Source organism: Acidithiobacillus sp. AMEEHan, from assembly GCF_030996345.1.
Taxonomy (GTDB): domain Bacteria; phylum Pseudomonadota; class Gammaproteobacteria; order Acidithiobacillales; family Acidithiobacillaceae; genus Igneacidithiobacillus.
Map to the genome: position 1 here is coordinate 528,389 of NZ_CP118747.1, position 20,211 is coordinate 548,599.

A 20,211-nucleotide genomic window follows, 5' to 3' on the forward strand; every position below is an offset into this window, starting at 1 on the left:
GGATCTTATGAAAAAATTAAGACGGCAGTGGGAATTAGAGAAGCAACGTTGCCAAAGCTGCGGGATGCCTCTCTGCTTCGATCCCGAGGGCGGAGGTAGCGAAGCAGACGGCAGCCGCAGCAAGACGTACTGCAGCTATTGCTACGCTTCTGGGAAATTCAAGGAGCCCGATCTGCAACTGGCACAAATGCAGCAGCGCGCCCGCAACCTGTTGCGCAAGCGCGGTCAGCCCTGGTACGTACGCGCATATATGGCGCACCGGATTGCCACCCTGTCGCGATGGCGCAGGAAATGATGCGGGCAAAGCCAAAGGGCCTGCATTCAGCAGGCCCTTTTTGCTTGGGAACCGCGCGATCAAATACTGTTGCGCGGGCGACGTCCGCGACGAGGCTTCAGTTCCTGCATCAACGCTTCACCGCGCTTGTGCAGCTCTTCCATCTTTGCCTCGTTGCCGTTCACTTTTTCGTAGACCTCGGCAACGGCAGCGAGTATCTGCGTTGCCTCCCAGCCATTGGCCAAACGAGAAATTCGGTCGACCAGCATCCGTCGCTGTGCATCACGCTCACGCTTGAGCTTGGGATTCTCCTGCAAGCGGCGCTTCTGCTCCTCAATCTTGTTCATCTGCTCGCGCATGCGCGCTTCCATCTGCTGTTTTTTGGCTTCCAGATCTGCCAAACGTTCTTCTGCCGTACGCCGATGTCTTTTCTGCTTTTCCATTTTCCGAGCTCCCTATTACCGAAGATTTGGCGTCATCTACGCCAACGTTGGCGATTATGTCAGCTCGTTTTACTTTTCGCAAATACAAAAGCGTCAGAAAATATGTATTGCGAATCGAGACCCGATTTCTCCAGACTTTCGGCCAGGTCGAAGACCATATCCGGATGCCCACAAAGATAGGCGACAAGGTCTTTTGGCTGGGGAAAATCCGCACTGATTGCCGCAGTGATATAACCAGTTCTTCCGCTCCAGGAGGCGTCCGGACGTGAAACCACGGGATGGAAGTGAAACTTAGGCTGCGCTGCCTGCCATTCCTGCAACAGCTCCTGATAATAAAATTCCTGGGCGTAGCGCACCCCCCAGTAAAAATGGATGTCGCGGCTATCGTCATTGGCAAAAAGTTGCTCCAGCATTCCCTTGATCGGCGCAAAGCCAGTTCCCGTTGCCGCCAGGAGCAACGGGCGCTCCGGCCAGTCATCACGGATGAAGAAGGTGCCAAGGGGACCTTCAAAGCGGAGGATGTCTTTTTCTTTCATCCCGGAAAAGACGTGGCCAGTGAACTGGCCACCGGGAACATGCTTGACGTGCAGCTCCAGCTGCGCGCCAGGTCCCGGCATATTGGCAATGGAAAAGCCTCGTCTACTGCCGTCCTTGAGCAAGATATCGATGTACTGGCCAGGTAAAAAGCGAAATTCCTGCGTGCTTGGTAACTGTAAAAACAGGGCTCGCACCTCGGGCGCGAGGTCAACGATACGCGCCACCCGCGATGGCATTGTCTTGATCTCGATCCCGGCGGCAGCACCTACCTCGCGCGCCTCGATCGACAAATCGGTTAATGGCGTCGCCTGACAAAAGAGGGCAAAACCTGCCTCCATTTCTTCATCCGGCAACATCTTCTCATCAACGTCCCCATAATCGACCGATCCCGCAAGGATCTTGCCTTTACACGTGGCACAGGTGCCACTGCGACAACTGTAGGGTAAGGCATAGCCATGACGCAGGGCTGCCTCAAGGATCGTTTCGTTGGCCTCGATGTCCATTTCGTGGCCACTCGGTTCGATGCGTAAACGATAAGTCATGTACTACTCCTGTCGAGAAGAGACGCCGACCCGGAAAGTGGAGAAAAGGGCGAAATTTCGCTCTGATCAAAGCAGTTCCAGATCGAGCAAAACAAAGCAGCCGTCCTTTCTGCATCATATAGGGCCGAATGCGCCTGTTTTCCATCCCAATCCAAACCGGCCTTGCGCACTGCTTTGGCGAGCACGGTTTCGCCCAGCGCAAGGGCAGACAAACTAACGGTATCAAGGGTGCTGAAGGGATGAAAGGGATTGTTTTTGAGATTTTCTCGTGCTGCGGCAGCGAGAAGAAAGGAAAGATCAAAATGGGCATTGTGTCCGACCAACACCGCGCGACGGCAACCTTGCTCCCGCACCTGGCGTCGCAGGGCGCGAAAGAGGTCACGCAGGGCCTCACCTTCTGGGATGGCACCGCGCAGGGGGTGGTAAGGGTCGATGCCATTGAAGGCCAGGGCACGGGGATCAAGAACGGCATCGGCAAAAGGCTGTATGTGATAGTGCAGGGTCTGTACCGGTTGCAGCGCGCCACTCTCCCCGGCAATCACCACCGCAGCAATTTCTAACAGGGCATGCTGTTGGCAGTCGAAACCAGCAGTTTCGACATCGACGACAACCGGAAGAAAGCCGCGCACGCGGCCAGCAATCGGGGTCACGCTCATGCTGCGTCCATTCGCGCAGGAAAGCGCAAGGCGCGGGGTCCGGCAAGGACGACGGCACTGGCGACACTGAGGCTCACCGCGGCGGTCAACATTAGCATCACCACCAACTGCATCGATACCGCTGCGAGCGGTGCCATACCCGCCAAAATCATCCCCGCAGTGATACCCGGGATATGGATCATGCCCACGCTCTTCAGGCTGTCCAAGGTGGGAATCAGCGAACTACGCACCACCATCGCGTAGAGCTGGCGCATCGCTTGACGCTCACTGGCACCCAAGGCAAGCATGGCAAGGAGCAAATCCTCGCGCTGATCGACCTCGCTGCGTAAACGATTCAGGGCCAGGGACACGGCATTCATCGAGTTGCCGATGATCATCCCACCAATCGGCACCAGGGACTGCCCTTTCCAGGTGACCAGACCAGAGACCAGCATCCACGCCAGGGTGAGCGTGGTAGCCAGGAAGATGCTTGCGGTTCCCACCCAATAGGCATGGGGAATCCCCGCCCCGCGTTTGCGGTTGAAGAACCCGGCAGTGAAGATCATCAGGGCAAGAAACAGAATCAGTAGTGGCGGTGACTCCTGCCGAAACAGCCAGCCCAGGACAAAGCCCATGATGGCGAGCTGGACGGTGGCGCGCAGCGCCGACCACCAGAGCTCCCGCCCTACCCCCAGCCGCTGCCAGGCAGAAAGCGCCCAGGCACTGCCCAGGAGACCAAAGACGCCCGCAATCGCCCACGGCGAAAAATGACTGAATAAGCCGGTCGCAGCGTACTGCATAGCCTTCTCGAAGCGGAAAAGAAGCAGGGACTATAGCAGGCTTGCCAAGCCGTTTCACCGCAACGCGACGAGCGTGAAGATGGGTTCGTCGTACGCTTACTGTTGTCGAATGGTACCGGGCTTTCAGAATCGATCAGCCCGTGCTCGCCGCCGAAGTCCACCCAGCCGACTTAGACGACCTCACTGCATGTGCAACCAATGGCACGCTTGATTTTATTACCATCGATGGCGTCGTTGCCGGCCTCATCGCAACAGAACCGGGCGAAATCGACTGGGTGCGAGGCTACGTGGTGATCGAAGAAATCATGGCCCCCACCCGTCGCGGCCATGGCTATGCTGCCCAGGCCCAACGCCTGCTCACGGCCCGCTTGAGTGAGACGCACGGTAGCGAGTCCCTCATCATCGGCACTATTCATCACTTGAACATTGCCTCATCCCAAACCGCAACCCGTGCCGGCAGGCCAGAGGTCATGAGTTACCGCTTCCTGTCGATGAGCTGATGAAACATCGGGTGCTACCAACGGCGCTGTCGCTGACTACGCGGCGGCAGCAATCACCTTCGGGCAACAAGTCCCAAGCGAGATCTTCTTCTAGAGTCCGTAGTACACCCCTCTTTATTTATTCAGAGTACTCTATATAATAGAGTACACAGGAGGTGGGTCATGACACTTGATCAGTCGAAAGCCAAGCAGACGCTTGATACCATCAAGCGTGTAGAAGGGAAGAGCGCGGCAGCACTCCATGGAATCCTCACTGCTCCATTTTTATTTCTGTGGGGAGTCATCTGGTTCTTGGGTTATGGCTCCGCTGCGTTGTTTCCCCAGTGGGAGTCATGGGTGTGGTTGGCACTGGTCACTGCAGGCGTGGCCGGGACCATAATGCTCGCAAAAGGCGTGGCCAGGAAATCTCAGTGGTTTTCGGTATTGCCAATCATCGTTGTCGCTTTGTTCATATATTTTGTCAGCAATATGATGCCGAGCAAGGTCAGTGCGGAATCCGTAATTCCACTAACTATTGGCTTGATATACGCCTTGTCAAACCATGGTAAAATGGTGTTAATAGGGCTCGCTGTTATCTTGGCAACCATGATCGGTTATTTCTTCATGCCATATTATTTCTCTTGGTGGATGGCAATCGTGGGCAGCACCACTCTGATTGGTGGCGGTTTCTTCTTAAGGAAAATCTGATGGCTGAAAGCGTGGAAATAAACAAGATCATCCACCAGCCAGTGCGGTTGAAAATCATGGCTGCGCTTAGGCCACTAGCCAGCAATGGCAGCCATTCATCCTTGGATTTTTCCCGGTTAAAGGCGATCACTGGGGCTACGGATGGAAATCTTGGGGCGCAAATAGAAGTATTGGAGAAAGCCGGGTATATCTCCGTAGTAAAAGAATTTCACAAGAGGAGGCCAAAAACGTTGCTCAGTTTAACGGCGTCTGGTATTGATGAATTCGATGATTACAAGAAATCATTGATCAGAATAATTTCTTGACGTGCCAATTGATGGCCAAAGGATACGATGGATCGCTGCAAACTATCTTGCCAAGCTAATCAAGGGAAATTTATTGCACCATTCTTTGAACACATACACTTTTCAAAAACAGGTGGTGACGTATGGATCGAGCAAACCTGGTAGTCTGTTTATCAGTTATTTTCATAGAAACTTTTATTGGCATTCGTTTCCGAAGTTACGATCCAGATAAAACCCATTCTAAAGCATATTTTGATCGCTACTATTTTTGGATTCTTGGCGCGGACATCTATGTTAGCTTTGGTATCGGAATCTTTCTTAATCGATTATTTGAACTTCCCGATATAAAATACATTGCATGGAAGATTATTGGAATATTGTTTGTTTTGTTTGGATACGCGATTAGATTGTATTCCATCCATATCATGGGCAAAAACTTTTCGATAATGCTGCGTGTGGAGGATGGTCAACGCCTGGTCACGGGAGGTCCATATCGTTACGTCCGTCATCCTTCCTACACTGGCGGCCTTCTCGCTTTATCAGGGATTGGGATTCTCTCCGGTTATTGGACGGTATTTGTCCTGCTTTTTCTTTCCGTATTATCTTTGCAGCTCTTAAGAATCAAAAACGAAGAATCCATATTGACGAAAAGCCTTCCTGGCTACCTTGAATACCAAGCGCTTGTAACGAAGAAAATTATCCCCGGAATTCTTTGACGAGGCTTTGCAGCGGAAGTCGCGGAATCTCTCCGGAATATCAGCACCGCCCGAAATGGCACAAGTCGATGAGGATGGCGACGGAATCGCTCGATGGTGGCGACACCCAAGCCCCGATTGACCGAAAAAACTTCGCCCCACTCCAATGCAGATTGCTGGTCACCATGGTACTCACTGAAACTACCAGATCAGGTACGCGAGCATCGGGGAAGCAGGGAGTTTTGAGGCACGTAACCGAAGTTCTCCGCGGAACAAGCAGAGGTAAATGGTTCGCGTCAGCGCATCAGGTCTTGGCGTTGCAGCGCGGAGATACGTTGTTCGAGGGTCGGATGTCCGGCCAGAATTCCTCGACTCTCGCCGAAGGTGGCCAGGGCTGCCAGGGGCCCGCAGCAATCATCCTGAGTAATGCTGGAAGCCCGCCGGCGCAGCAAAGAGATCATTCCTGCAGCGCCATATTGCTCGGCGGCGAAACGATCGGCTGCATATTCCCGGCGCCGTGAAAGCCAGGCGATGGGAAGCAGCGCAAACAGAAAGATCAGTGCCTGCAACAACACCAATAGCAGCGAGCGGAAGGGCTGTTGGGCGTGAAAAAGCGTTGCCAAAATCTGCGCAAGGGTGAAGGCAGAAACGATACTGGTGCCCAGCAAAAGCTGCATGCCCAGCATATCTCCGAAATACACATGCGCCATTTCATGCGCGATGGCGGCACGCAATTCCGCATCCGAGGCCGATTGCAACAGGCCGGAAGACAAAACCAGCCAAGCTCGCTGCTGACCCAAGCCGAGAACGAAGGCATTGGGAGCCTCGGCGGCAAAGCGGTAGAGCTGCGGCGTCGGCATTCCCAAGCGTTGTGCAAGCTCATGGGCAACGGTACTGGCGAAGCGCTCTCGCGGCATTGCGCCCAGCTGCTGCAAGTCCAGCCCGCGCTGGACCACCAAAGGCGTAAGCAGGCCAAAAAACAGGGCAGCGAATAGGCTCAATCCAAAAACCAGGAGCGGCAGCCATGGGAGCAGAGTGTGCAGCGAATACGCAAGGCCATTGCTGGAGAACGGCAGCAGCGCCAGCGAGATCAGCAGCACCATCTCCACCGTTAGCAGAAAAGCGCTTAGCAACAACCACAGCAACGCCCTGATCCACACCATTCCACACGCTCCCGTCTCTGTACTGTTTGCGGCATGGTAGCGCCTGCAGCGCACTTTTTATCATTGTCAGGAGTGTAACAGATCTCAGGCATTACGGAAGCGTGACACCATCAAGCTCCGTGGCTTGAAAGGGCAAGTGGCCAAGGAAGCTACCGCGCATCCATTGCTGCAAGGTTTCCAAGGTGCCGGCGGCCACTTGCTCCTGACAATGATTTGCGATCCATCCCGCATACGGTGCCCCGCGCTGCAGTATGACGGCCTCGCTGAGGCGGGCATGGTTGATGGCTCCGAGGCGCAAGCCCACCACCAGGATCAACGGCAATCCCAGTTCCTCGACCCAGTCAAGGGTGTCCCAGCCGGCTCCCAAAGGCACGAGCAGCCCCCCCGCCCCTTCTACCAAGATGCGCTCGACACGCTGCGCACGCGCCTGCACGAAAGCCGTCATCCGCGCACGATCCATCTCCTGCCCCGCGAGCTTGGCGGCCCAATGCGGTGCGATGGGCGGCGCAAAACGGTAGAGATTGCACTCGTTGCGCGCCAGTTGCGGATGGCTAGCGATGCGCAATTGCTCGATGTCGGTCCAAGTAGCATCGGCGTCCTGACCCGAGGCGTACGGCTTGAGCGCCGCCACCGTCAGGCCGCGCTTGGCAAAGGCGCGGGCAAGAGCTGCCGTGACGCGAGTCTTGCCGACTTCCGTATCGGTACCGGTGATGAAATATCCCGCTATCATCAACTTCGCCTCCGTGGAACGAATTGCAAGGGCTGCACGTCTCCTGTCGCCCGCTCGGCGGCGCGCCAGGCATGGGCATGGACTACCTCGTAGTGCAAAGGCAGTTTGCCTTCGGGCGTACGCAATTCCTCATACGCGCTGCGCAACCGTTGCAACTTCCGCGGCGTAAAAAGCCCACGACGTGATTGGGAGTTGCCCGCGCCAATACCGCGCAGATCACGCAGCAGCGTATCCAGATCATCGTAGTGCAGCTCATAGTGCTCGACATCGAGCACCGGGTCGGCAAAACCGGCCTGCACCATGGCATCGCCAAGGTCATGCATATCCAAAAACGTGTGCACATGCGGCTCATCGTCGACGGCGCGAAAAGCCTGGCGGAGCTCCCGTAGGCTGTCCGGCCCCAGGGAACTGCAGAGAAGGAGCCCTTCAGGCGGCAAGATACGGCGCATTTCCCGCAGGGCGGGCAGGGGGTCCGGCAGCCACTGCAAAAGGAGATTGCTGAAGATCATCTGCACGGTGGCGTCGCGCAGAGGCAGATGCTCGGCATCCCCCTGCAGGTACCACTGACGCTGCAGCCAGGATTTGCGCCGCCGCGCTTCCTGCAGCATGGGTAGTGCCAGATCGACAGCAAGGACCCGGGCGCGGGGAAAATGGCGGTTGAGGCGGCGGGTCTGCAGACCGGTGCCGGCACCGAGATCGAGGAGGAACTGCGGATCGATCTTCAGTAGCTCCAGACGGGAAAGCATTTCCTGACCGACCTGATCCTGCAGGGTGGCCAGTGCCTCGTAGTCCTTCGCTGCCCGGGAAAAGTGACGCTGTACCAGATGCTTCTGCACGCTCATGGGAGAAAGACCTCGCGCAACGCAGCGGCACAAGCGGCAGGCTGGGCAAGAAAAGGGGCGTGGCCGCTGGGGAGGCAGTGCAGTACGCTGCCGGAGAGCGCTTGATGCAGATATCTGCCCGCCGCTGGTGGCACGATCCGATCGTCGCTGCCGGAAAGGATGAGCACCGGAAATGGCAAGGACCGCAGGGCGGGGCGCAGGTCGAGCCCCTGCAGAAAGCCCAGCCCCGCGCGCAGACAGCGCCGATCGGGTAAGGGCCAGTCTTCTACCCGCGGCAGATTCCGGCGTGCCTCGGCATCGCCCAGCACCTGCAGGGCGAGGAAGCGCCGCCGTACTGCCGCCGCATCGCCCTCGAGTTCGTCGGCAAAGGCCTGCAGTTGCGCTGCCGGGATCCCCGCCGACCAGTCACTGCGCTGGACAAAGCATGGGCTGCTGGCTGCCAGTACCAGACCGGCGATGGGCGGCTGCGGACCCAAGGCCAGGGCAAGGGCGATCAGCCCTCCCAGAGACCAGCCGAGGAGGATGGGCGGCTGGGGCAGCCCCAGCAGACACTCGCGCAGATGCGCCAGCTCTGCCTCCCAGTCCCAGCCTTCCGGGGGACAGGGACGGCTGCCGTGCCCCGGCAGATCCCAACACCCAGGGCGAAAGTCAGGCTGTAAATAGGGTAGCCAAGGGGCAAAGATGCGCCGATCCATTCCCCAACCGTGGAGCAGGATCAAGGGCTTGCTCTCGCAAGGGACACTCATACGCGCTCCAGGGCATGCAGCAGTTGCTCGATGTCCTCGATGCTGTGGGCGGCGCTGAGACTGATCCGCAGCCGCGCCTGCCCCTGGGGTACCGTTGGCGGTCGTACCGCCGGGCAGTAGATTCCTGCCGCGCGCAGCGCTGCGGCTGCCGCCAAGGCGGCGGCATTGCTCCCCAGGATCAGGCCCTGGATGGGGGTCTGGCTGGGCAGGAAGGGGCGTCCGTGCAGGCCGGCCTGCAAGCGCTGGCGTAGCCTCTGCAAGTGCTCACGCCGGTCTTGCGCCTGCTGTAACAGGGGCAGGGCCGCCAGGGTAGCCGCCGCCAGGGATGCCGGAAGCGCGGTGTGAAAGAGATAGCTGCGCGCCGCCTGCTGCAGCCAGCAGATGGGGAAAGCGGAACTGGCAACGAAGGCCCCATAGCTACCAAAGGCCTTGCCGAGGGTGCCGATACGCAGGATCAAGGCATCGCCATCGCATTGCCAATGTTCCACACTACCCCGCCCTTCCCGGCCAAGAACACCGAAGGCATGGGCCTCGTCGAGGATCAGGGCGGCGTCGTAGCGCTGAGCCAGAGCCAGTAGCTCCGGCAGGGGGGCAAGGTCGCCATCCATACTGAACACCCCTTCGCTGACGATCCAGGCCCGGCCACTGCGGGGCTTGCGCAGCAGGGTCTCCAGGTGTTCGAGATCGTTGTGGCGAAAGCGCTGCAGTCGCGCCCCACTCAAGCGGGCGCCATCGATGAGGGAGGCATGGGCGAGACGATCGAGAAAGAGGTGATCTTGCGCTGACGTCAGGGCGCCGAACACACCCAGGTTCGCCAAGTAGCCGGAGCCAAAGAGGAGTACCGCCTCCACGCCTAGCCACGAGGCCAGAGCTGCCGCGAGTTCCGCATGTTGCCGCCGCTCGCCGCCCAGCAGCGGGGCGGCCCCGGAGCCAAACTCGCCGACCGCGAAGCTCTGTTGCGCTGCTTCACGGAGCGCGGGGTGCCGTGCCAGACCGAGATAGTCGTTGCTGGCGAAAGAAAGCAGCAGCCTACCCGCAGCGTCGTGGTAGAGGGGACGCATTCCTGGCGCTGGCTGCAGGACTTCGGTCTGCCGCAGCAAGCCCAAGGCGCTACGCTCCGCCAGGGCCTGTGCCCAACCGTCTTCCATGCTGCGTCGATTCATCGCGACGGTATAGGGGAGGCGCGCGTACCTTGTCAACGGCAGACTGAGGGACAACAATGGCCGCTGCTTGGGGAGGACGGCATGCTGCGCAGTGGCATCGGAACATGGGGGACAGAATGGTCGCGTTGGAGTCGCCAGAAACTATTGCCGTGGTTGCTGCCCGAAAGCTGCCGCTTTTGCGCCGCGCCGGGAGCGCCCCTCTGTGCTGACTGCCTGCGGGAACTGCCACGGCTGCCCGTCGACCGCTGTAGCTGGTGCGCCTTGCCCGTAAATGACGAGGGTGACTGCCCGGTCTGCAGCATCGAAGCGCCCAGCTACGACTACACTTTTTGCCCTTTCGTGTATGCGCCGCCTCTCGCGGAGGCCATCAGCGCCTGGAAGTTTCACGACGGACTCGATTGGACCCGGCCCTTGGCCGAGGCCTGGATCGAGGCTTGGGAAACACCGCCCCCTCGCCCCGATGCCCTCTTGCCCGTACCTGCACACCCCGCGCGCCTGCGCGAGCGCGGTTACAACCAGGCAGCACTCCTTGCGCGTCATTGGGGTCGGTACTACGACGTATCGGTACGCGATGTCCTGCGCCGGGTGCGCAATACCCCGCATCAGGTCGGCGGCAGCCGCGATCAACGGCGCACTAATCTGCAGTCGGCCTTCACCGTACCTGGCCGTCTGCCACAGCATGTCGCCCTCGTCGATGATGTGATGACCACCGGCAGCACCGCCGAAACCCTCGCCCAATTGCTGCGCGAGCATGGGGTGGCGCGGGTGGACCTGTGGATTCTGGCTCGCGCTTTATGAATCCGCCTCCCTGGCTGGAACTCGTACTCTATCAACCGGAAATCCCGCCCAATACCGGCAATGTGATTCGCCTCTGTGCCAACACCGGGGTTGGGCTGCACCTCATCGAGCCCCTGGGCTTTGCCTGGGAGGACCGTCGCCTGCGGCGAGCAGGACTGGATTACCACGAATTCGCCACGGTCCTTCTCCATTCCTCCTGGACCGATTGCCGTGCCCATCTGGCGGGACGACGTTTCTTTGCCTTCAGCACCAAGGGGAAGCCTGGTAGCTTTGCTGCGGCGCGCTTTCAAGCCGGGGACGTATTGGTCTTCGGCCCCGAAACCCGGGGCTTGCCCGAGGAAATCCTCACCGAATTCTCTCCCGAGACACTGCTTCGCCTGCCCATGCGCCCTGGCCAACGCAGCCTCAACCTGTCGAATAGCTGCGCCGTCGCCGTCTTCGAGGCCTGGCGCCAGCTCGGTTACCCCGGGGGAGATGACGCTGTCATAAAAGTGACATAAAAGTTTCATCAAAATGTCACAATCTTGGTGTAGAGTTTCGGCTTACAAAACCGCCGCTACCCAGGAGTTTCCCGTGAGCACGACAGCCGTACAGGACAGCGATATTGCCGAGGCGCTCAACACCGCGCGCTTCAGCCCTTTTCATCTCAAGGCCATTTGGGCCTCTTCCATGGGTTTTTTCACCTCGGCCTATGACCTCTTCATCATCGGTACCGCCTTGGTTCTGATCAAGGAAGAGTGGCATCTGAGCCCAGACGAAGTCGGTCTGGTAGGCTCCATTTCCCTCATTGCCACCTTTGCTGGTGCCTACCTCTTCGGTATTCTGGCCGACAAGCTCGGACGCAAAAAGATTTACGGGCTGGAGGCCCTGCTGATGACCATCGGCGCCCTGATGTCGGCGGTGGCGCCGAATGTTACAGTGCTGATCATCGCCCGCGTCATTCTGGGCCTGGGTATTGGCGGCGATTACCCCATGTCGGCCGTCTTGATGTCGGAATATGCCAACGCCAAGTCGCGGGGACGCATGGTCTCGCTGGTCTTTTCCGCTCAGGCCATCGGTTTGGTGACGGGGCCAGTGGTGGCTCTCACCCTCCTTGCCGCAGGCATGAACCATGACCTCGCTTGGCGGCTGATGCTCGGGCTCGGCGCCCTGCCCGCTCTGGCGGTGATCTACATTCGCCGCACCCTCCCCGAGTCGCCGCGTTGGCTGGCGCGGGTCAAGGGGGATAGCGAAGCCGCAGCGCGGGAGCTGGCTTCCTTCAGCCTGGGCACCGCTACCGCCCGTAAGCCCGAGAGCAAGATCGTCAAGCAGCCCTTGAGCAAGTATTTCCTGACCCTCATCGGCACCGCCGGCAGTTGGTTCGTTTTTGACTACGCTTACTACGGCAACACCATCTCCACGCCCATGATCATGCATCGCCTGGCCCCCCATGCCGACGTGATCCAGAGCACCGCCCTCAGTCTCATCGTCTTTGCCGTGGCGGCGGTGCCCGGCTACTTCCTGGCCGCTTTCACCATCGATCGTATCGGTCACAAGACCCTGCAGATGCTCGGTTTCTTCATGATGGGCCTGATGTTCCTGCTCATCGGCGCCTTTCCAGCGATTTCCGCCAGTATTGGTGTCTTTCTGGTGATCTACGGCCTGTCCTACTTCTTCGCGGAATACGGTCCCAATACCACCACCTTCGTCATCGCCGGCGAAGTCTTTCCGGTCAATCTGCGCACCACTGGCCACGGCCTCTCTGCCGGTACCGCCAAGGTGGGCGCCTTCCTCGGTGCCTTCATCTTCCCTGTCCTGCTGCACGATTTCGGTCTGCATGGGACGCTGATGATCACCTTCTTCTTCGCCTTGGCCGGCCTGCTCCTTACCATCTTCTTCATCCCCGAGCCGAGCGGCAAAACCTTGGAGGAAGTCAGCGGCGAAGACCGCGTCGTTGCCTTGCACGAGCCCAGCCACCCCGCACCTGTCTGAGGCAAGCAGGAGCCCAGAACGAACCCCGCTACGGCGGGGTTTTTTGCTTTCCGACCGGCCGGTATCCTGTGTTATCCTACTGATCCGGTCCATCGATACTCCAGGGAAGCGGCAGCCAGGCGGCGCAAAACGTCCTCGCGGGCAGGCCGTAAGGTTCGCGTGCGAACCGCCCACAACTTGCCTTCGGCGCAAACAAGTGGGCGGCTGATCCGCACGCTTCACCGACGGCCTGCGGCGCTCGCACCTGAGCAGCCTCCCAGCAGCCGCTTCCCGCAGTTGCACCCGATGACCACGGTATGTATGGGCCGAGTTACGCTGTAGATCCGGGAGGATGATCGATGAGCGGAATGCGCATTCACCCCTTGCGCCTGGATGGTCGAGGGCAGGAAGAGAAGCGGGAAGAAATTCGACGGGTTTTTCACCAGACCTTCAGCCTCGACGAAGAGCTCTTCCAACACCTGCATGGCGAGCGCGCCTGGTATGAAAAGGCCATCCCCTTGCGCCATCCCCTGATTTTCTATTTTGGCCACACCGCCACCTTCTTCACCAACAAGTTTCTCGTTGCCGGGCTCATCGATACACGCATCGATCCCGAGCTCGAGGCGATCTTTGCAGTCGGTGTCGATGAGATGTCCTGGGATGACCTCGACGAGACCCACTATGACTGGCCGCCCGTGGAACGGGTGCGCGCCTACCGCAATCGGGTGCGGGAAATGGTGGATGGGGTGATCAGCCGTTTGCCCCTGGACCTGCCCATTAGCTGGGACTCGCCCTGGTGGGCGGTGCTGATGGGCATCGAACACGAGAACATCCACATCGAGACGAGTTCCGTACTGATGCGACAGTTGCCCCTGGAACGAGTGCGTCCAGTAGCCGCCTTCACCCCCGAGACTCTCGACCACAGCGACGAATGGCCGCAGAACCGGCTGCTACCCGTGGCTGGCGGGCAAGTCCGCCTGGGTAAGGCAGAAGACGACCCCCACTATGGCTGGGACAACGAATACGGTAGTCACGTGCAAAACTTGGAACCCTTCGCGGCGAGCAGGTTTCTGGTCAGCAATGGTGAGTTCCGCGCCTTTGTCGATGATGGCGGCTATCGCGACGCGCGTTGGTGGAGCAGCGAGGGGGACGAGTGGCGCCGCTACACTGGCGCCGAGCATCCGACCTTTTGGGTGCGCAGCCCCGGGGGCTGGCGCTTGCGCCTGATTGCCGAGGAGCGCCCCCTACCTTGGTCCTGGCCAGTAGAGGTGAACTACCACGAGGCAGCGGCCTTCTGTCGCTGGAAATCGGCGCAGACGGGCATTCCCTTGCGGCTGCCCAGCGAAGACGAGTGGCGGCGCCTGCGCGATCTCTCCGCTCTGCCAGACAACGATGGCTGGGGAGAACTGGCCCCGGCGCAGATCGGCCTTGCCTACGGCGCCTCTCCTTGCCCCGTGGATCGCCACCGCCACGGCGAATTTTTCGATGTCGTCGGCAATGTCTGGCAGTGGACGGAAACGCCCATCTATCCCTTTGAGGGCTTTCGCGTCCATCCGTACTACGACGACTTTACCGTGCCCACCTTCGATCAGCGCCACAACCTCATCAAGGGAGGCTCCTTCATCAGCTTGGGGAACGAGAGCCAGAAAGAGGCCCGTTATGCCTTCCGCCGGCATTTCTTCCAGCATGCCGGTTTTCGCTATGTGCAGTCCTCTAACGCCCTGCCCGAGACGCCGGTCTACGAGAGCGATGTCGCCGTGGCCCAGTATTGTCACTTTCACTATGGCCCAGACTACTTCGGCGTTGCCAATTATCCCCAGGCCATGGCCGAACTCGCCCTCGACTGCTGGGGGATCGCCCCCTGGAACGCGCCCTCGACATTGGCTGTTCCGTGGGACGCAGCAGTTTTGCCCTCGCCCAGCGGGCGCGGGAGGTGATTGGCATCGATTTCTCCACCCGCTTCGTGCAGGTGGCGGCGCGTTTGCAGGAGAAGCTGCGCTTCCCCTACGCCATCACCGAGGAAGGCGAACTGCAGAGTCATCATTGGGTCGACTTGGCTGCCCTCGGCCTTGCGGAACAGGCTGGGCGCTGCCAATTCGTGCAGGGGGATGCCTGCAATCTCAAACCGATCTATCGCGATCTCGACCTCGTTCTCGCAGCTAACCTCATCGACCGCCTCAGTGATCCGGCCAAGTTCCTGCGCGACATCGCCGAGCGCATCCGCCCCGGCGGCCTGCTGGTCTTGAGCTCCCCTTACACCTGGCTCGAGGAATTCACTCCCAAGGAGCGTTGGATTGGCGGCCTTCGGGTAAACGGCGAGAGCCGTGATACCTTGACCGGCCTCAAGGAAATCCTCGCCGCGCATTTCGATCTCCACGCGGATTTCCCCCGCGATCTGCCCTTCGTCATCCGCGAGACGGCGCGCAAGTATCAGCATAGCATTGCTCAAGTCAGCGTCTGGCGGCGCCGTTAGCCTGCAGGATCGCAGCCAGCTTTCATAGACGTTCTTCGATGGCCGCCAGGGCGCGCGCGACGGGACCGCCCTGCTGCGCTTGCCAGGTGGCGGCACGTTCCCCCAAGGCGCGGGCCAGCTTGGGGGCGGCGAGATACTCGGCACTGTGGCGCGTAGCTTCCTCGGCACTCGCCACTTGGCAGATGCCATCTGCCGCTTGCAGAGAACGCAGGGTGTCGAAAAAATTTTCCATGTGCGGTCCGACGATAATGGGCTTGCCCCAGGCAGCCGCTTCGATGGGATTGTGCCCCCCCCGCGCGACGAAACTTCCCCCTATCCACACCAGGTCCGCTGCGCCATAGAGGTCGATCAGCTCGCCCAGGGTATCGACCAGATACACGGGATCGTCCGGTCCGGGAAACTGCCTCTGGCTGCGGCGCGACGCGGACAGCCCAATGCTGCGCAGTTGTTCCGCCAAGGCGTCACCCCGCTCCGGATGGCGCGGAATCAGCACGAGCAGCAGCTGCGGTTCGATCTTGCGCAAGGTTGGCAACGAATTCCAAGCCAGCTCCTCTTCGCCGGGATGGGTCGAGGCAAAGACCCAAACCCGCCTGCCGGCAAAGCGCTCCCGCCAGAGCGCGGCCCGCTCTCGCGAGCCGCTACCGATCTGCAGGTCGAGCTTCATCTGCCCTTGTATGCGGACGTCGGTTGCGCCCAGCTCTGCGAAGCGCTGCGCGTCTTCCGAACTCTGCGCGCCAACCCAGTCCAGCCCCGCGAGGGCCGGGGCAAAGAGTGAGGCAAAGCGGCGATACCCTGCCAACGAGCGCGCCGACAGGCGTCCGTTGAGAAGCATCATCGGAATCCCTCGTTGCCGCGCAGCACCAAGGAGACCAGGCCACAGTTCGGTCTCCATCAGTACCCCAAGGCGCGGCTGGCTACGTTCCAGGAAACGCTGCACCGCGCCGGGGAGGTCATAGGGGAGGTAGGCTTGTGCGACCATCCCCGACAACTCCCGTGCCAGCAACGTCCTCCCGGTCGGAGTCGTGCTAGTAACAAGGATCGGCAGATCGGGGTGCCGCTCACGCAACTGGCGGATCAACGGCAGGGCAGCCATCCCCTCCCCCACACTCACCGCATGGATCCAGAGGGGCCGATCCTGGCGCCGCGGCACCCAGCCGAAGCGCTCCTGCCAATGGGCGCGATAGACCGGGCGGCGAAGAATCCGCTGCCAGGTGAAGAGCAAGAGCACCGGGGTGAGGAGCCAGGTGAGCAGGCGGTAGAGCTGCGGCATCATTCCCGGCGCAAGATCCGATCCGTCAACCAGTCGAGACGGTACCAAGGGCGAAAGCTAGCCAGGATTTCCTCTCGATCGTATTCCATCTCTACCCAGGAACGCAGACTCATCCCTGGCTTTTGTGTCAGTTCCGCCACGGCGCGCTCAAAAAACCAGTCCAGGATCCCGGTGTTGGCATGGCGAATGTGTCCATAGGGCCAAAGGCGCAGCTGTGCGCGGGCTTCGGTGAGCGGCACGGCATAGCGCTGGTGCAGCAGCAAGGTGGCGATGAAGCCGGCCCGATCCGCTCCCGACTTGCAGTGCACGAGCAGACGGGGGGGAAGCGTGGGAATCTGGTCGAGGAAGCGCAGCAGTGGCTCGCGACGTGGCAAATCGCGGGAACCAAAACCGTGGATGGGTAGATGCTGAATACCAAGGGCATCGCAGGCATCCTGCTCGAGGCGAAAGTGCGGCTCCGATGGCGCGGGTGCACGAATGTTGAGGATGGCGTCGAAACGGTGCGCCTCCTGCCAGCGCCGTATCTGCCAGGGGGCAGGCTGGGCAGAGCGAAAGAGTCCGGGGGCCACCTCGTGCAGATTGGCATAGAAGAGTTCGCGGAAGACGCCGTGATCGGTCCAGAACTGGTGGCGACGGAAGCGCCGGGTTTCTGCGCGGCTCAGGGCACTGCCAGAGTTCATGGGGCCGCCAGCAATGGGGCCAGAGCCGCCCAGACTCTCTCGGGTAACAGACTTTCCTGGCATGGAATCGGCTCTTCTGGCGTGGCGATGCGCCGGCAGCGGGTACTACCGCAAGGCGCGCAGGATTCCGCGGACTGCAAAACCGTGATCTGCCGCGATGCCTGCTCTGGCGCCGTCGGACCATAGAGGGTGACGCCCGGCAGCCCGAGGGCAGCGGCCAAGTAGGAAAGCCCCGTATCCATGCCTACAAAGGCCCGCGCCGCAACCATGATTCTGCCCAAATCCTCCAGGTTCAGTGTTGGCAGGGCTTGCACATTCGGCGCCGCCATGGTGATGGATTCTACGCGAAGCCTCTCCCGCTCGTCGACGGCGGGTAACAGCAGCCGATAGCCAATCTCCCCCAGACGCTGCGCCAGGCGGACCCAATGATTTGCGGGCCACTCCTTGTTCTGCCAGGCGCGGGAAGTGGCATGAAAGCCCAGTACAAAAGGGGTACTCTGGCGCAGGGTTTCGATGCCTGCGGCTGCCGGCCCACGCCAGCGCTCGATCTGGCTGGCCAAACCATAATCCGCCGCACCCGCCGGACGCGGATAGGCGAAAACCTGGGCAAAGAGCTCGCGATTACGCTGGATTGCCGTCGGTCCCCAAGGGACGACATGACGCTGCCCATAGAGATAACTGGCCAAGGGCTCGCGGGCGCTGCGCGTCGAAAGGCCCGCCACCCTCGCCCCGGCAAGGTGGGCTAGAAATGCACTTTTGTAGAGGCCTTGGCTGTCCAGTGCCAGGTCATAGGCCTCGGCGCGCAGCTCCCGCCGCAGTCGCCCCACGGCGCGCAGCAGTTCCTTCCCTCCCCGCGGGCGCTGGCGCAGGGAAAATTCCCAGCTCCGGCGCACGACTGGGTGCCAGGAAGCCACTGGCGCAAAGGCCGGCTCGATGAGCCAGTCGAGCAACACATCCCCCCGCGCCGCCTGCAGATCCGTCAGCGCCGGCAGGGTATGCAGCACGTCGCCGAGGGAACTCAGGCGGACGAGGAGAACTTTCATCTGCGCTCCGCCTGGAGCATTTCCCGGGCCATGGCATACTTCATGAACGCTCCCAGGGCGTTGGTCCCGGCGATGGCGGCACCATCCACACCATCGAGAAGGCCCAGGCGGAAGACATACCCGCGGAGAAACGCCGCCAGGCCGTGGGAGATCGGGGCGTGGGCGGCGATTGGCCGCCCTCGAGCTACCAATTTTTCTGCGCTCAACTGCGCGTAGCGCTGCATTTTTTGCAAAAGTTGCTGATACGTCTCGTAGGAGTAGTGATCCAGGGCCAAGACGCCCAGCTCTGCCGTCGGCCCAACGCAATGCCAGGACTCATGCACCGCCTCCGACAGATCATAGCTGCCGTGGCGACGATCGAAGAGGCGCAGCACCCGATCCCCTGCCCAATCGCCGTGGCGGATGCGCTTGCCGTGGAAGTAGCTGCAGCGACGCAAGAAGTACGCGCCGGCATCCGGCCCTGTACGCAGGAGCTCGACAATGGCCTCCCGCCCCTGGGCGCGCAGAACTTCATCGGCATCGAGCATGAGAATCCAATCGTTGCCTGCCGCCTCCACGGCAAACTGCCGCTGCGCCGCAAAACCGCACCAAGGATGTTGCAGAACCCGCGCCCCATGGCTTGCGGCCACCGTCGTCGTAGCGTCACGGGAACCGCCATCCACCACCAGGATCTCGTCGGCAACAGCAACGCTGCTGCGCAGGGAGCGATCCAAGGCAGCGGCGCAATCTTGCGCCACATACACCAAGGACAGCTTTATCGTCATCCCTGCCCCCTTGCCGGCCAACGTGCCAGCAACGGCATGCCCGCGAAGAGGGCGATATTGACCGCATCGGCGTAGCCCCAGCTCAGGGAATCGAAAAGACCGCCAATCACGTAAATGGCAAAGTAACTCAAGACGAACCAACCCTGGGGGAGAAGCGCGCTCGCCAGGACTCTCGACCAATTGCCCACAGAACCCATAGGAAAAGAGCTAGGCCGATGATACCCAGGCTTGCGGCCTCACTCAGAAAACTGTTGGCAGCGGTATTCATGATGAAGCCGGGAGTGGCAGGAAGGAGATGCTGCGCCTGCAGCTGTAGAACAGCGGGGTAGAAGTCGCCGGTACCCACTCCAAAGATCGGGTGCAGCCAGAACAGCAATGCGCCACCCCACATGGCAACGAGACGAATTCCCCAGCTCGTCTTCACGTCCGCCTGCGCCGGGGAAAAGCTCACCAGTTCGTGCACACCAACCATCAGATGTTGGCGGACTTCTGGAATCGCAAGCAACAGCATTGCACCCAGAAATCCGACGAGGGGCAAGGCCCAGCGCCAACGCCCGGGGTAAAGCAAAAACAGGGCAACGGGCAGCAGCAAGACCAGAAGCACCTGACCCGAACGCCCCGGCGTCAACGCCATCTGCGTCAACAACAGAAAAATCAGCAGCCAATTGACTGAGCGCGAGAAGTTCCACTGCATTTTCTGGTCATAGACGAGCCAGAGAACGGCATGGGCGATGACCAGAGACAGGAAAATATGATCGCAGAAGCCGGTATAGGGAATCCAATCGGTATTGTGCCAAGGCAGGATTTTCCAGGTCATGAGAAAGGCCAATGCTTCGTTTACCAGAATCCCCGCCAGAAACCAGCGAATCACCCACTTTACCCAGCGCTCCTGCCAAGGTAGCGTTGCACCGATGAAGGCAAAGATGGCATCGAAGGTGGAGACGAAGACCTTCTGTCCAAAGAACATATTGCTCGTCCATAGGAGACCAATGGCGGTCCAGGCCATCAGCAGCAGCCAGGGCAGCCACCAGCTGCGCTCCCCAATCGAGCGCCAGTTGCGCCAGTGACCACTGAACCCATAGGCAAGCAATAACAAACCCATGGCAATGCCGGATCCCGCGGTACTTAGGGGGAAGAAGAACAGCGGTAAGGCGTAAAAGCTGAATAGCCAGGGATCGGGGATGCGCATAGT

General features: G+C 60.1%; 25 protein-coding genes. 10 read left to right on the forward strand and 15 right to left on the reverse strand.

Annotation, left to right across the window (positions count from 1 at the left end; all coding sequences use genetic code 11):
- Positions 1–7: 7 nt before the first annotated feature.
- The gene (locus ORD17_RS02705) at positions 8–295 is read left to right on the forward strand and encodes a zinc ribbon domain-containing protein (RefSeq protein ID WP_308389367.1); all 288 of its coding nucleotides are present in this window, start codon (positions 8–10) and stop codon (positions 293–295) included.
- A 59-nt stretch (positions 296–354) separates the two neighbouring features.
- Here ORD17_RS02705 and ORD17_RS02710 read toward each other — a convergent pair whose 3' ends face one another.
- The 4 genes from ORD17_RS02710 to fetB are packed head-to-tail and all read right to left on the reverse strand — an operon-like array spanning position 355 to position 3,231.
- Positions 355–717: a hypothetical protein gene (locus ORD17_RS02710; RefSeq protein WP_308389368.1), complete on the reverse strand. Its 363-nt coding sequence runs from the start codon at positions 715–717 to the stop codon at positions 355–357.
- Between the two features lie 59 nt (positions 718–776).
- Positions 777–1,796, reverse strand: coding sequence for a CDP-6-deoxy-delta-3,4-glucoseen reductase (locus tag ORD17_RS02715; protein WP_308389369.1), 1,020 nt, complete (start codon positions 1,794–1,796; stop codon positions 777–779).
- Positions 1,793–2,452 carry a ribonuclease T gene (rnt, locus tag ORD17_RS02720; RefSeq protein WP_308389370.1) on the reverse strand — a complete coding sequence of 220 codons (660 nt, stop codon included), beginning with the start codon at positions 2,450–2,452 and terminating at the stop codon, positions 1,793–1,795. The genes ORD17_RS02715 and rnt overlap by 4 nt, the downstream gene beginning before the upstream one ends.
- Positions 2,449–3,231 carry an iron export ABC transporter permease subunit FetB gene (gene fetB / locus ORD17_RS02725; RefSeq protein WP_308389371.1) on the reverse strand — a complete coding sequence of 261 codons (783 nt, stop codon included), beginning with the start codon at positions 3,229–3,231 and terminating at the stop codon, positions 2,449–2,451. Before fetB ends, rnt begins: the two co-directional genes overlap by 4 nt.
- A gap of 140 nt (positions 3,232–3,371) precedes the next feature.
- Between fetB and ORD17_RS02730 the strand changes: the two genes are divergently transcribed.
- The 4 genes from ORD17_RS02730 (at position 3,372) to ORD17_RS02745 (ending at position 5,418) form a co-directional block, all read left to right on the forward strand.
- Complete coding sequence (locus ORD17_RS02730) at positions 3,372–3,731, forward strand: GNAT family protein (RefSeq protein ID WP_308389372.1); 360 nt, start codon at positions 3,372–3,374, stop codon at positions 3,729–3,731.
- Positions 3,732–3,893: 162 nt separating this feature from the next.
- Complete coding sequence (locus ORD17_RS02735) at positions 3,894–4,418, forward strand: hypothetical protein (RefSeq protein WP_308389373.1); 525 nt, start codon at positions 3,894–3,896, stop codon at positions 4,416–4,418.
- The gene (locus ORD17_RS02740) at positions 4,418–4,723 is read left to right on the forward strand and encodes a transcriptional regulator (protein ID WP_308389374.1); all 306 of its coding nucleotides are present in this window, start codon (positions 4,418–4,420) and stop codon (positions 4,721–4,723) included. The genes ORD17_RS02735 and ORD17_RS02740 overlap by 1 nt, the downstream gene beginning before the upstream one ends.
- Positions 4,724–4,845: 122 nt before the next feature.
- Complete coding sequence (locus tag ORD17_RS02745; protein WP_308389375.1) at positions 4,846–5,418, forward strand: isoprenylcysteine carboxylmethyltransferase family protein; 573 nt, start codon at positions 4,846–4,848, stop codon at positions 5,416–5,418.
- Positions 5,419–5,693: 275 nt separating this feature from the next.
- Here ORD17_RS02745 and ORD17_RS02750 read toward each other — a convergent pair whose 3' ends face one another.
- The 5 genes from ORD17_RS02750 to ORD17_RS02770 all read right to left on the reverse strand — a co-directional run bounded on the left by ORD17_RS02750 (position 5,694) and on the right by ORD17_RS02770 (position 10,026).
- Positions 5,694–6,560, reverse strand: coding sequence for a M48 family metalloprotease (locus tag ORD17_RS02750; protein ID WP_308389376.1), 867 nt, complete (start codon positions 6,558–6,560; stop codon positions 5,694–5,696).
- A 91-nt stretch (positions 6,561–6,651) separates the two neighbouring features.
- Entirely contained in the window at positions 6,652–7,290 is a 639-nt protein-coding gene (gene bioD, locus ORD17_RS02755) for a dethiobiotin synthase (protein WP_308390037.1), read from the reverse strand.
- Positions 7,290–8,132 (reverse strand): malonyl-ACP O-methyltransferase BioC, encoded by an 843-nt coding sequence (bioC, locus tag ORD17_RS02760; RefSeq protein WP_308389377.1) that lies wholly within the window; start codon positions 8,130–8,132, stop codon positions 7,290–7,292. Before bioC ends, bioD begins: the two co-directional genes overlap by 1 nt.
- Positions 8,129–8,878: an alpha/beta fold hydrolase gene (locus ORD17_RS02765; protein WP_308389378.1), complete on the reverse strand. Its 750-nt coding sequence runs from the start codon at positions 8,876–8,878 to the stop codon at positions 8,129–8,131. Before ORD17_RS02765 ends, bioC begins: the two co-directional genes overlap by 4 nt.
- On the reverse strand, positions 8,875–10,026 hold the full coding sequence (locus ORD17_RS02770) for an 8-amino-7-oxononanoate synthase (protein ID WP_308390038.1): 1,152 nt from the start codon (positions 10,024–10,026) through the stop codon (positions 8,875–8,877). The genes ORD17_RS02765 and ORD17_RS02770 overlap by 4 nt, the downstream gene beginning before the upstream one ends.
- Positions 10,027–10,122: 96 nt before the next feature.
- Between ORD17_RS02770 and ORD17_RS02775 the strand changes: the two genes are divergently transcribed.
- The 5 genes from ORD17_RS02775 to ORD17_RS02795 all read left to right on the forward strand — a co-directional run bounded on the left by ORD17_RS02775 (position 10,123) and on the right by ORD17_RS02795 (position 15,262).
- Positions 10,123–10,839 carry a ComF family protein gene (locus tag ORD17_RS02775; RefSeq protein ID WP_308389379.1) on the forward strand — a complete coding sequence of 239 codons (717 nt, stop codon included), beginning with the start codon at positions 10,123–10,125 and terminating at the stop codon, positions 10,837–10,839.
- The gene (locus ORD17_RS02780) at positions 10,836–11,339 is read left to right on the forward strand and encodes a tRNA (cytidine(34)-2'-O)-methyltransferase (RefSeq protein WP_308389380.1); all 504 of its coding nucleotides are present in this window, start codon (positions 10,836–10,838) and stop codon (positions 11,337–11,339) included. The genes ORD17_RS02775 and ORD17_RS02780 overlap by 4 nt, the downstream gene beginning before the upstream one ends.
- Before the next feature lie 73 nt (positions 11,340–11,412).
- Complete coding sequence (locus ORD17_RS02785) at positions 11,413–12,810, forward strand: MFS transporter (protein WP_308389381.1); 1,398 nt, start codon at positions 11,413–11,415, stop codon at positions 12,808–12,810.
- Between the two features lie 338 nt (positions 12,811–13,148).
- On the forward strand, positions 13,149–14,726 hold the full coding sequence (gene ovoA / locus ORD17_RS02790) for a 5-histidylcysteine sulfoxide synthase (RefSeq protein WP_308389382.1): 1,578 nt from the start codon (positions 13,149–13,151) through the stop codon (positions 14,724–14,726).
- The gene (locus tag ORD17_RS02795) at positions 14,681–15,262 is read left to right on the forward strand and encodes a putative 4-mercaptohistidine N1-methyltransferase (RefSeq protein WP_374693387.1); all 582 of its coding nucleotides are present in this window, start codon (positions 14,681–14,683) and stop codon (positions 15,260–15,262) included. The genes ovoA and ORD17_RS02795 overlap by 46 nt, the downstream gene beginning before the upstream one ends.
- Positions 15,263–15,284: 22 nt before the next feature.
- Here the strand turns inward: ORD17_RS02795 and ORD17_RS02800 are convergent, their stop codons facing one another.
- From ORD17_RS02800 to ORD17_RS02825, 6 genes are read right to left on the reverse strand one after another with little or no spacing between them, the layout of a single operon-like run.
- Positions 15,285–16,535: a 3-deoxy-D-manno-octulosonic acid transferase gene (locus ORD17_RS02800; protein WP_308389383.1), complete on the reverse strand. Its 1,251-nt coding sequence runs from the start codon at positions 16,533–16,535 to the stop codon at positions 15,285–15,287.
- On the reverse strand, positions 16,532–17,275 hold the full coding sequence (locus tag ORD17_RS02805; RefSeq protein WP_308389384.1) for a protein tyrosine phosphatase: 744 nt from the start codon (positions 17,273–17,275) through the stop codon (positions 16,532–16,534). Before ORD17_RS02805 ends, ORD17_RS02800 begins: the two co-directional genes overlap by 4 nt.
- Positions 17,209–18,255 (reverse strand): lipopolysaccharide heptosyltransferase I, encoded by a 1,047-nt coding sequence (gene waaC, locus ORD17_RS02810; RefSeq protein WP_308389385.1) that lies wholly within the window; start codon positions 18,253–18,255, stop codon positions 17,209–17,211. The genes ORD17_RS02805 and waaC overlap by 67 nt, the downstream gene beginning before the upstream one ends.
- On the reverse strand, positions 18,252–19,019 hold the full coding sequence (locus ORD17_RS02815; RefSeq protein WP_308389386.1) for a glycosyltransferase family 2 protein: 768 nt from the start codon (positions 19,017–19,019) through the stop codon (positions 18,252–18,254). Before ORD17_RS02815 ends, waaC begins: the two co-directional genes overlap by 4 nt.
- Positions 19,016–19,150, reverse strand: a complete 135-nt coding sequence (locus tag ORD17_RS02820; RefSeq protein WP_308389387.1) for a hypothetical protein — start codon at positions 19,148–19,150, stop codon at positions 19,016–19,018. Before ORD17_RS02820 ends, ORD17_RS02815 begins: the two co-directional genes overlap by 4 nt.
- Positions 19,147–20,208 carry an O-antigen ligase family protein gene (locus tag ORD17_RS02825; RefSeq protein WP_308389388.1) on the reverse strand — a complete coding sequence of 354 codons (1,062 nt, stop codon included), beginning with the start codon at positions 20,206–20,208 and terminating at the stop codon, positions 19,147–19,149. Before ORD17_RS02825 ends, ORD17_RS02820 begins: the two co-directional genes overlap by 4 nt.
- Between the last annotated feature and the right edge of the window lie 3 nt (positions 20,209–20,211).

What these genes read in the sequence shown, in the direction of transcription:
- ORD17_RS02780 (WP_308389380.1), top strand. Translation starts at nt 10,836, where the DNA reads ATGAATCCGCCTCCCTGGCTGGAACTCGTACTCTATCAACCGGAAATC.
- ORD17_RS02750 (WP_308389376.1), bottom strand. Translation starts at nt 6,560, where the DNA reads ATGGTGTGGATCAGGGCGTTGCTGTGGTTGTTGCTAAGCGCTTTTCTG.
- ORD17_RS02705 (WP_308389367.1), top strand. Translation starts at nt 8, where the DNA reads ATGAAAAAATTAAGACGGCAGTGGGAATTAGAGAAGCAACGTTGCCAA.
- ORD17_RS02740 (WP_308389374.1), top strand. Translation starts at nt 4,418, where the DNA reads ATGGCTGAAAGCGTGGAAATAAACAAGATCATCCACCAGCCAGTGCGG.
- waaC (WP_308389385.1), bottom strand. Translation starts at nt 18,255, where the DNA reads ATGAAAGTTCTCCTCGTCCGCCTGAGTTCCCTCGGCGACGTGCTGCAT.
- ORD17_RS02805 (WP_308389384.1), bottom strand. Translation starts at nt 17,275, where the DNA reads ATGCCAGGAAAGTCTGTTACCCGAGAGAGTCTGGGCGGCTCTGGCCCC.
- ORD17_RS02800 (WP_308389383.1), bottom strand. Translation starts at nt 16,535, where the DNA reads ATGATGCCGCAGCTCTACCGCCTGCTCACCTGGCTCCTCACCCCGGTG.
- bioD (WP_308390037.1), bottom strand. Translation starts at nt 7,290, where the DNA reads ATGATAGCGGGATATTTCATCACCGGTACCGATACGGAAGTCGGCAAG.
- ORD17_RS02775 (WP_308389379.1), top strand. Translation starts at nt 10,123, where the DNA reads ATGCTGCGCAGTGGCATCGGAACATGGGGGACAGAATGGTCGCGTTGG.
- ORD17_RS02735 (WP_308389373.1), top strand. Translation starts at nt 3,894, where the DNA reads ATGACACTTGATCAGTCGAAAGCCAAGCAGACGCTTGATACCATCAAG.
- ORD17_RS02770 (WP_308390038.1), bottom strand. Translation starts at nt 10,026, where the DNA reads ATGGAAGACGGTTGGGCACAGGCCCTGGCGGAGCGTAGCGCCTTGGGC.
- bioC (WP_308389377.1), bottom strand. Translation starts at nt 8,132, where the DNA reads ATGAGCGTGCAGAAGCATCTGGTACAGCGTCACTTTTCCCGGGCAGCG.
- ovoA (WP_308389382.1), top strand. Translation starts at nt 13,149, where the DNA reads ATGAGCGGAATGCGCATTCACCCCTTGCGCCTGGATGGTCGAGGGCAG.
- ORD17_RS02825 (WP_308389388.1), bottom strand. Translation starts at nt 20,208, where the DNA reads ATGCGCATCCCCGATCCCTGGCTATTCAGCTTTTACGCCTTACCGCTG.
- ORD17_RS02815 (WP_308389386.1), bottom strand. Translation starts at nt 19,019, where the DNA reads ATGACGATAAAGCTGTCCTTGGTGTATGTGGCGCAAGATTGCGCCGCT.
- ORD17_RS02745 (WP_308389375.1), top strand. Translation starts at nt 4,846, where the DNA reads ATGGATCGAGCAAACCTGGTAGTCTGTTTATCAGTTATTTTCATAGAA.
- fetB (WP_308389371.1), bottom strand. Translation starts at nt 3,231, where the DNA reads ATGCAGTACGCTGCGACCGGCTTATTCAGTCATTTTTCGCCGTGGGCG.
- ORD17_RS02710 (WP_308389368.1), bottom strand. Translation starts at nt 717, where the DNA reads ATGGAAAAGCAGAAAAGACATCGGCGTACGGCAGAAGAACGTTTGGCA.
- rnt (WP_308389370.1), bottom strand. Translation starts at nt 2,452, where the DNA reads ATGAGCGTGACCCCGATTGCTGGCCGCGTGCGCGGCTTTCTTCCGGTT.
- ORD17_RS02715 (WP_308389369.1), bottom strand. Translation starts at nt 1,796, where the DNA reads ATGACTTATCGTTTACGCATCGAACCGAGTGGCCACGAAATGGACATC.
- ORD17_RS02765 (WP_308389378.1), bottom strand. Translation starts at nt 8,878, where the DNA reads ATGAGTGTCCCTTGCGAGAGCAAGCCCTTGATCCTGCTCCACGGTTGG.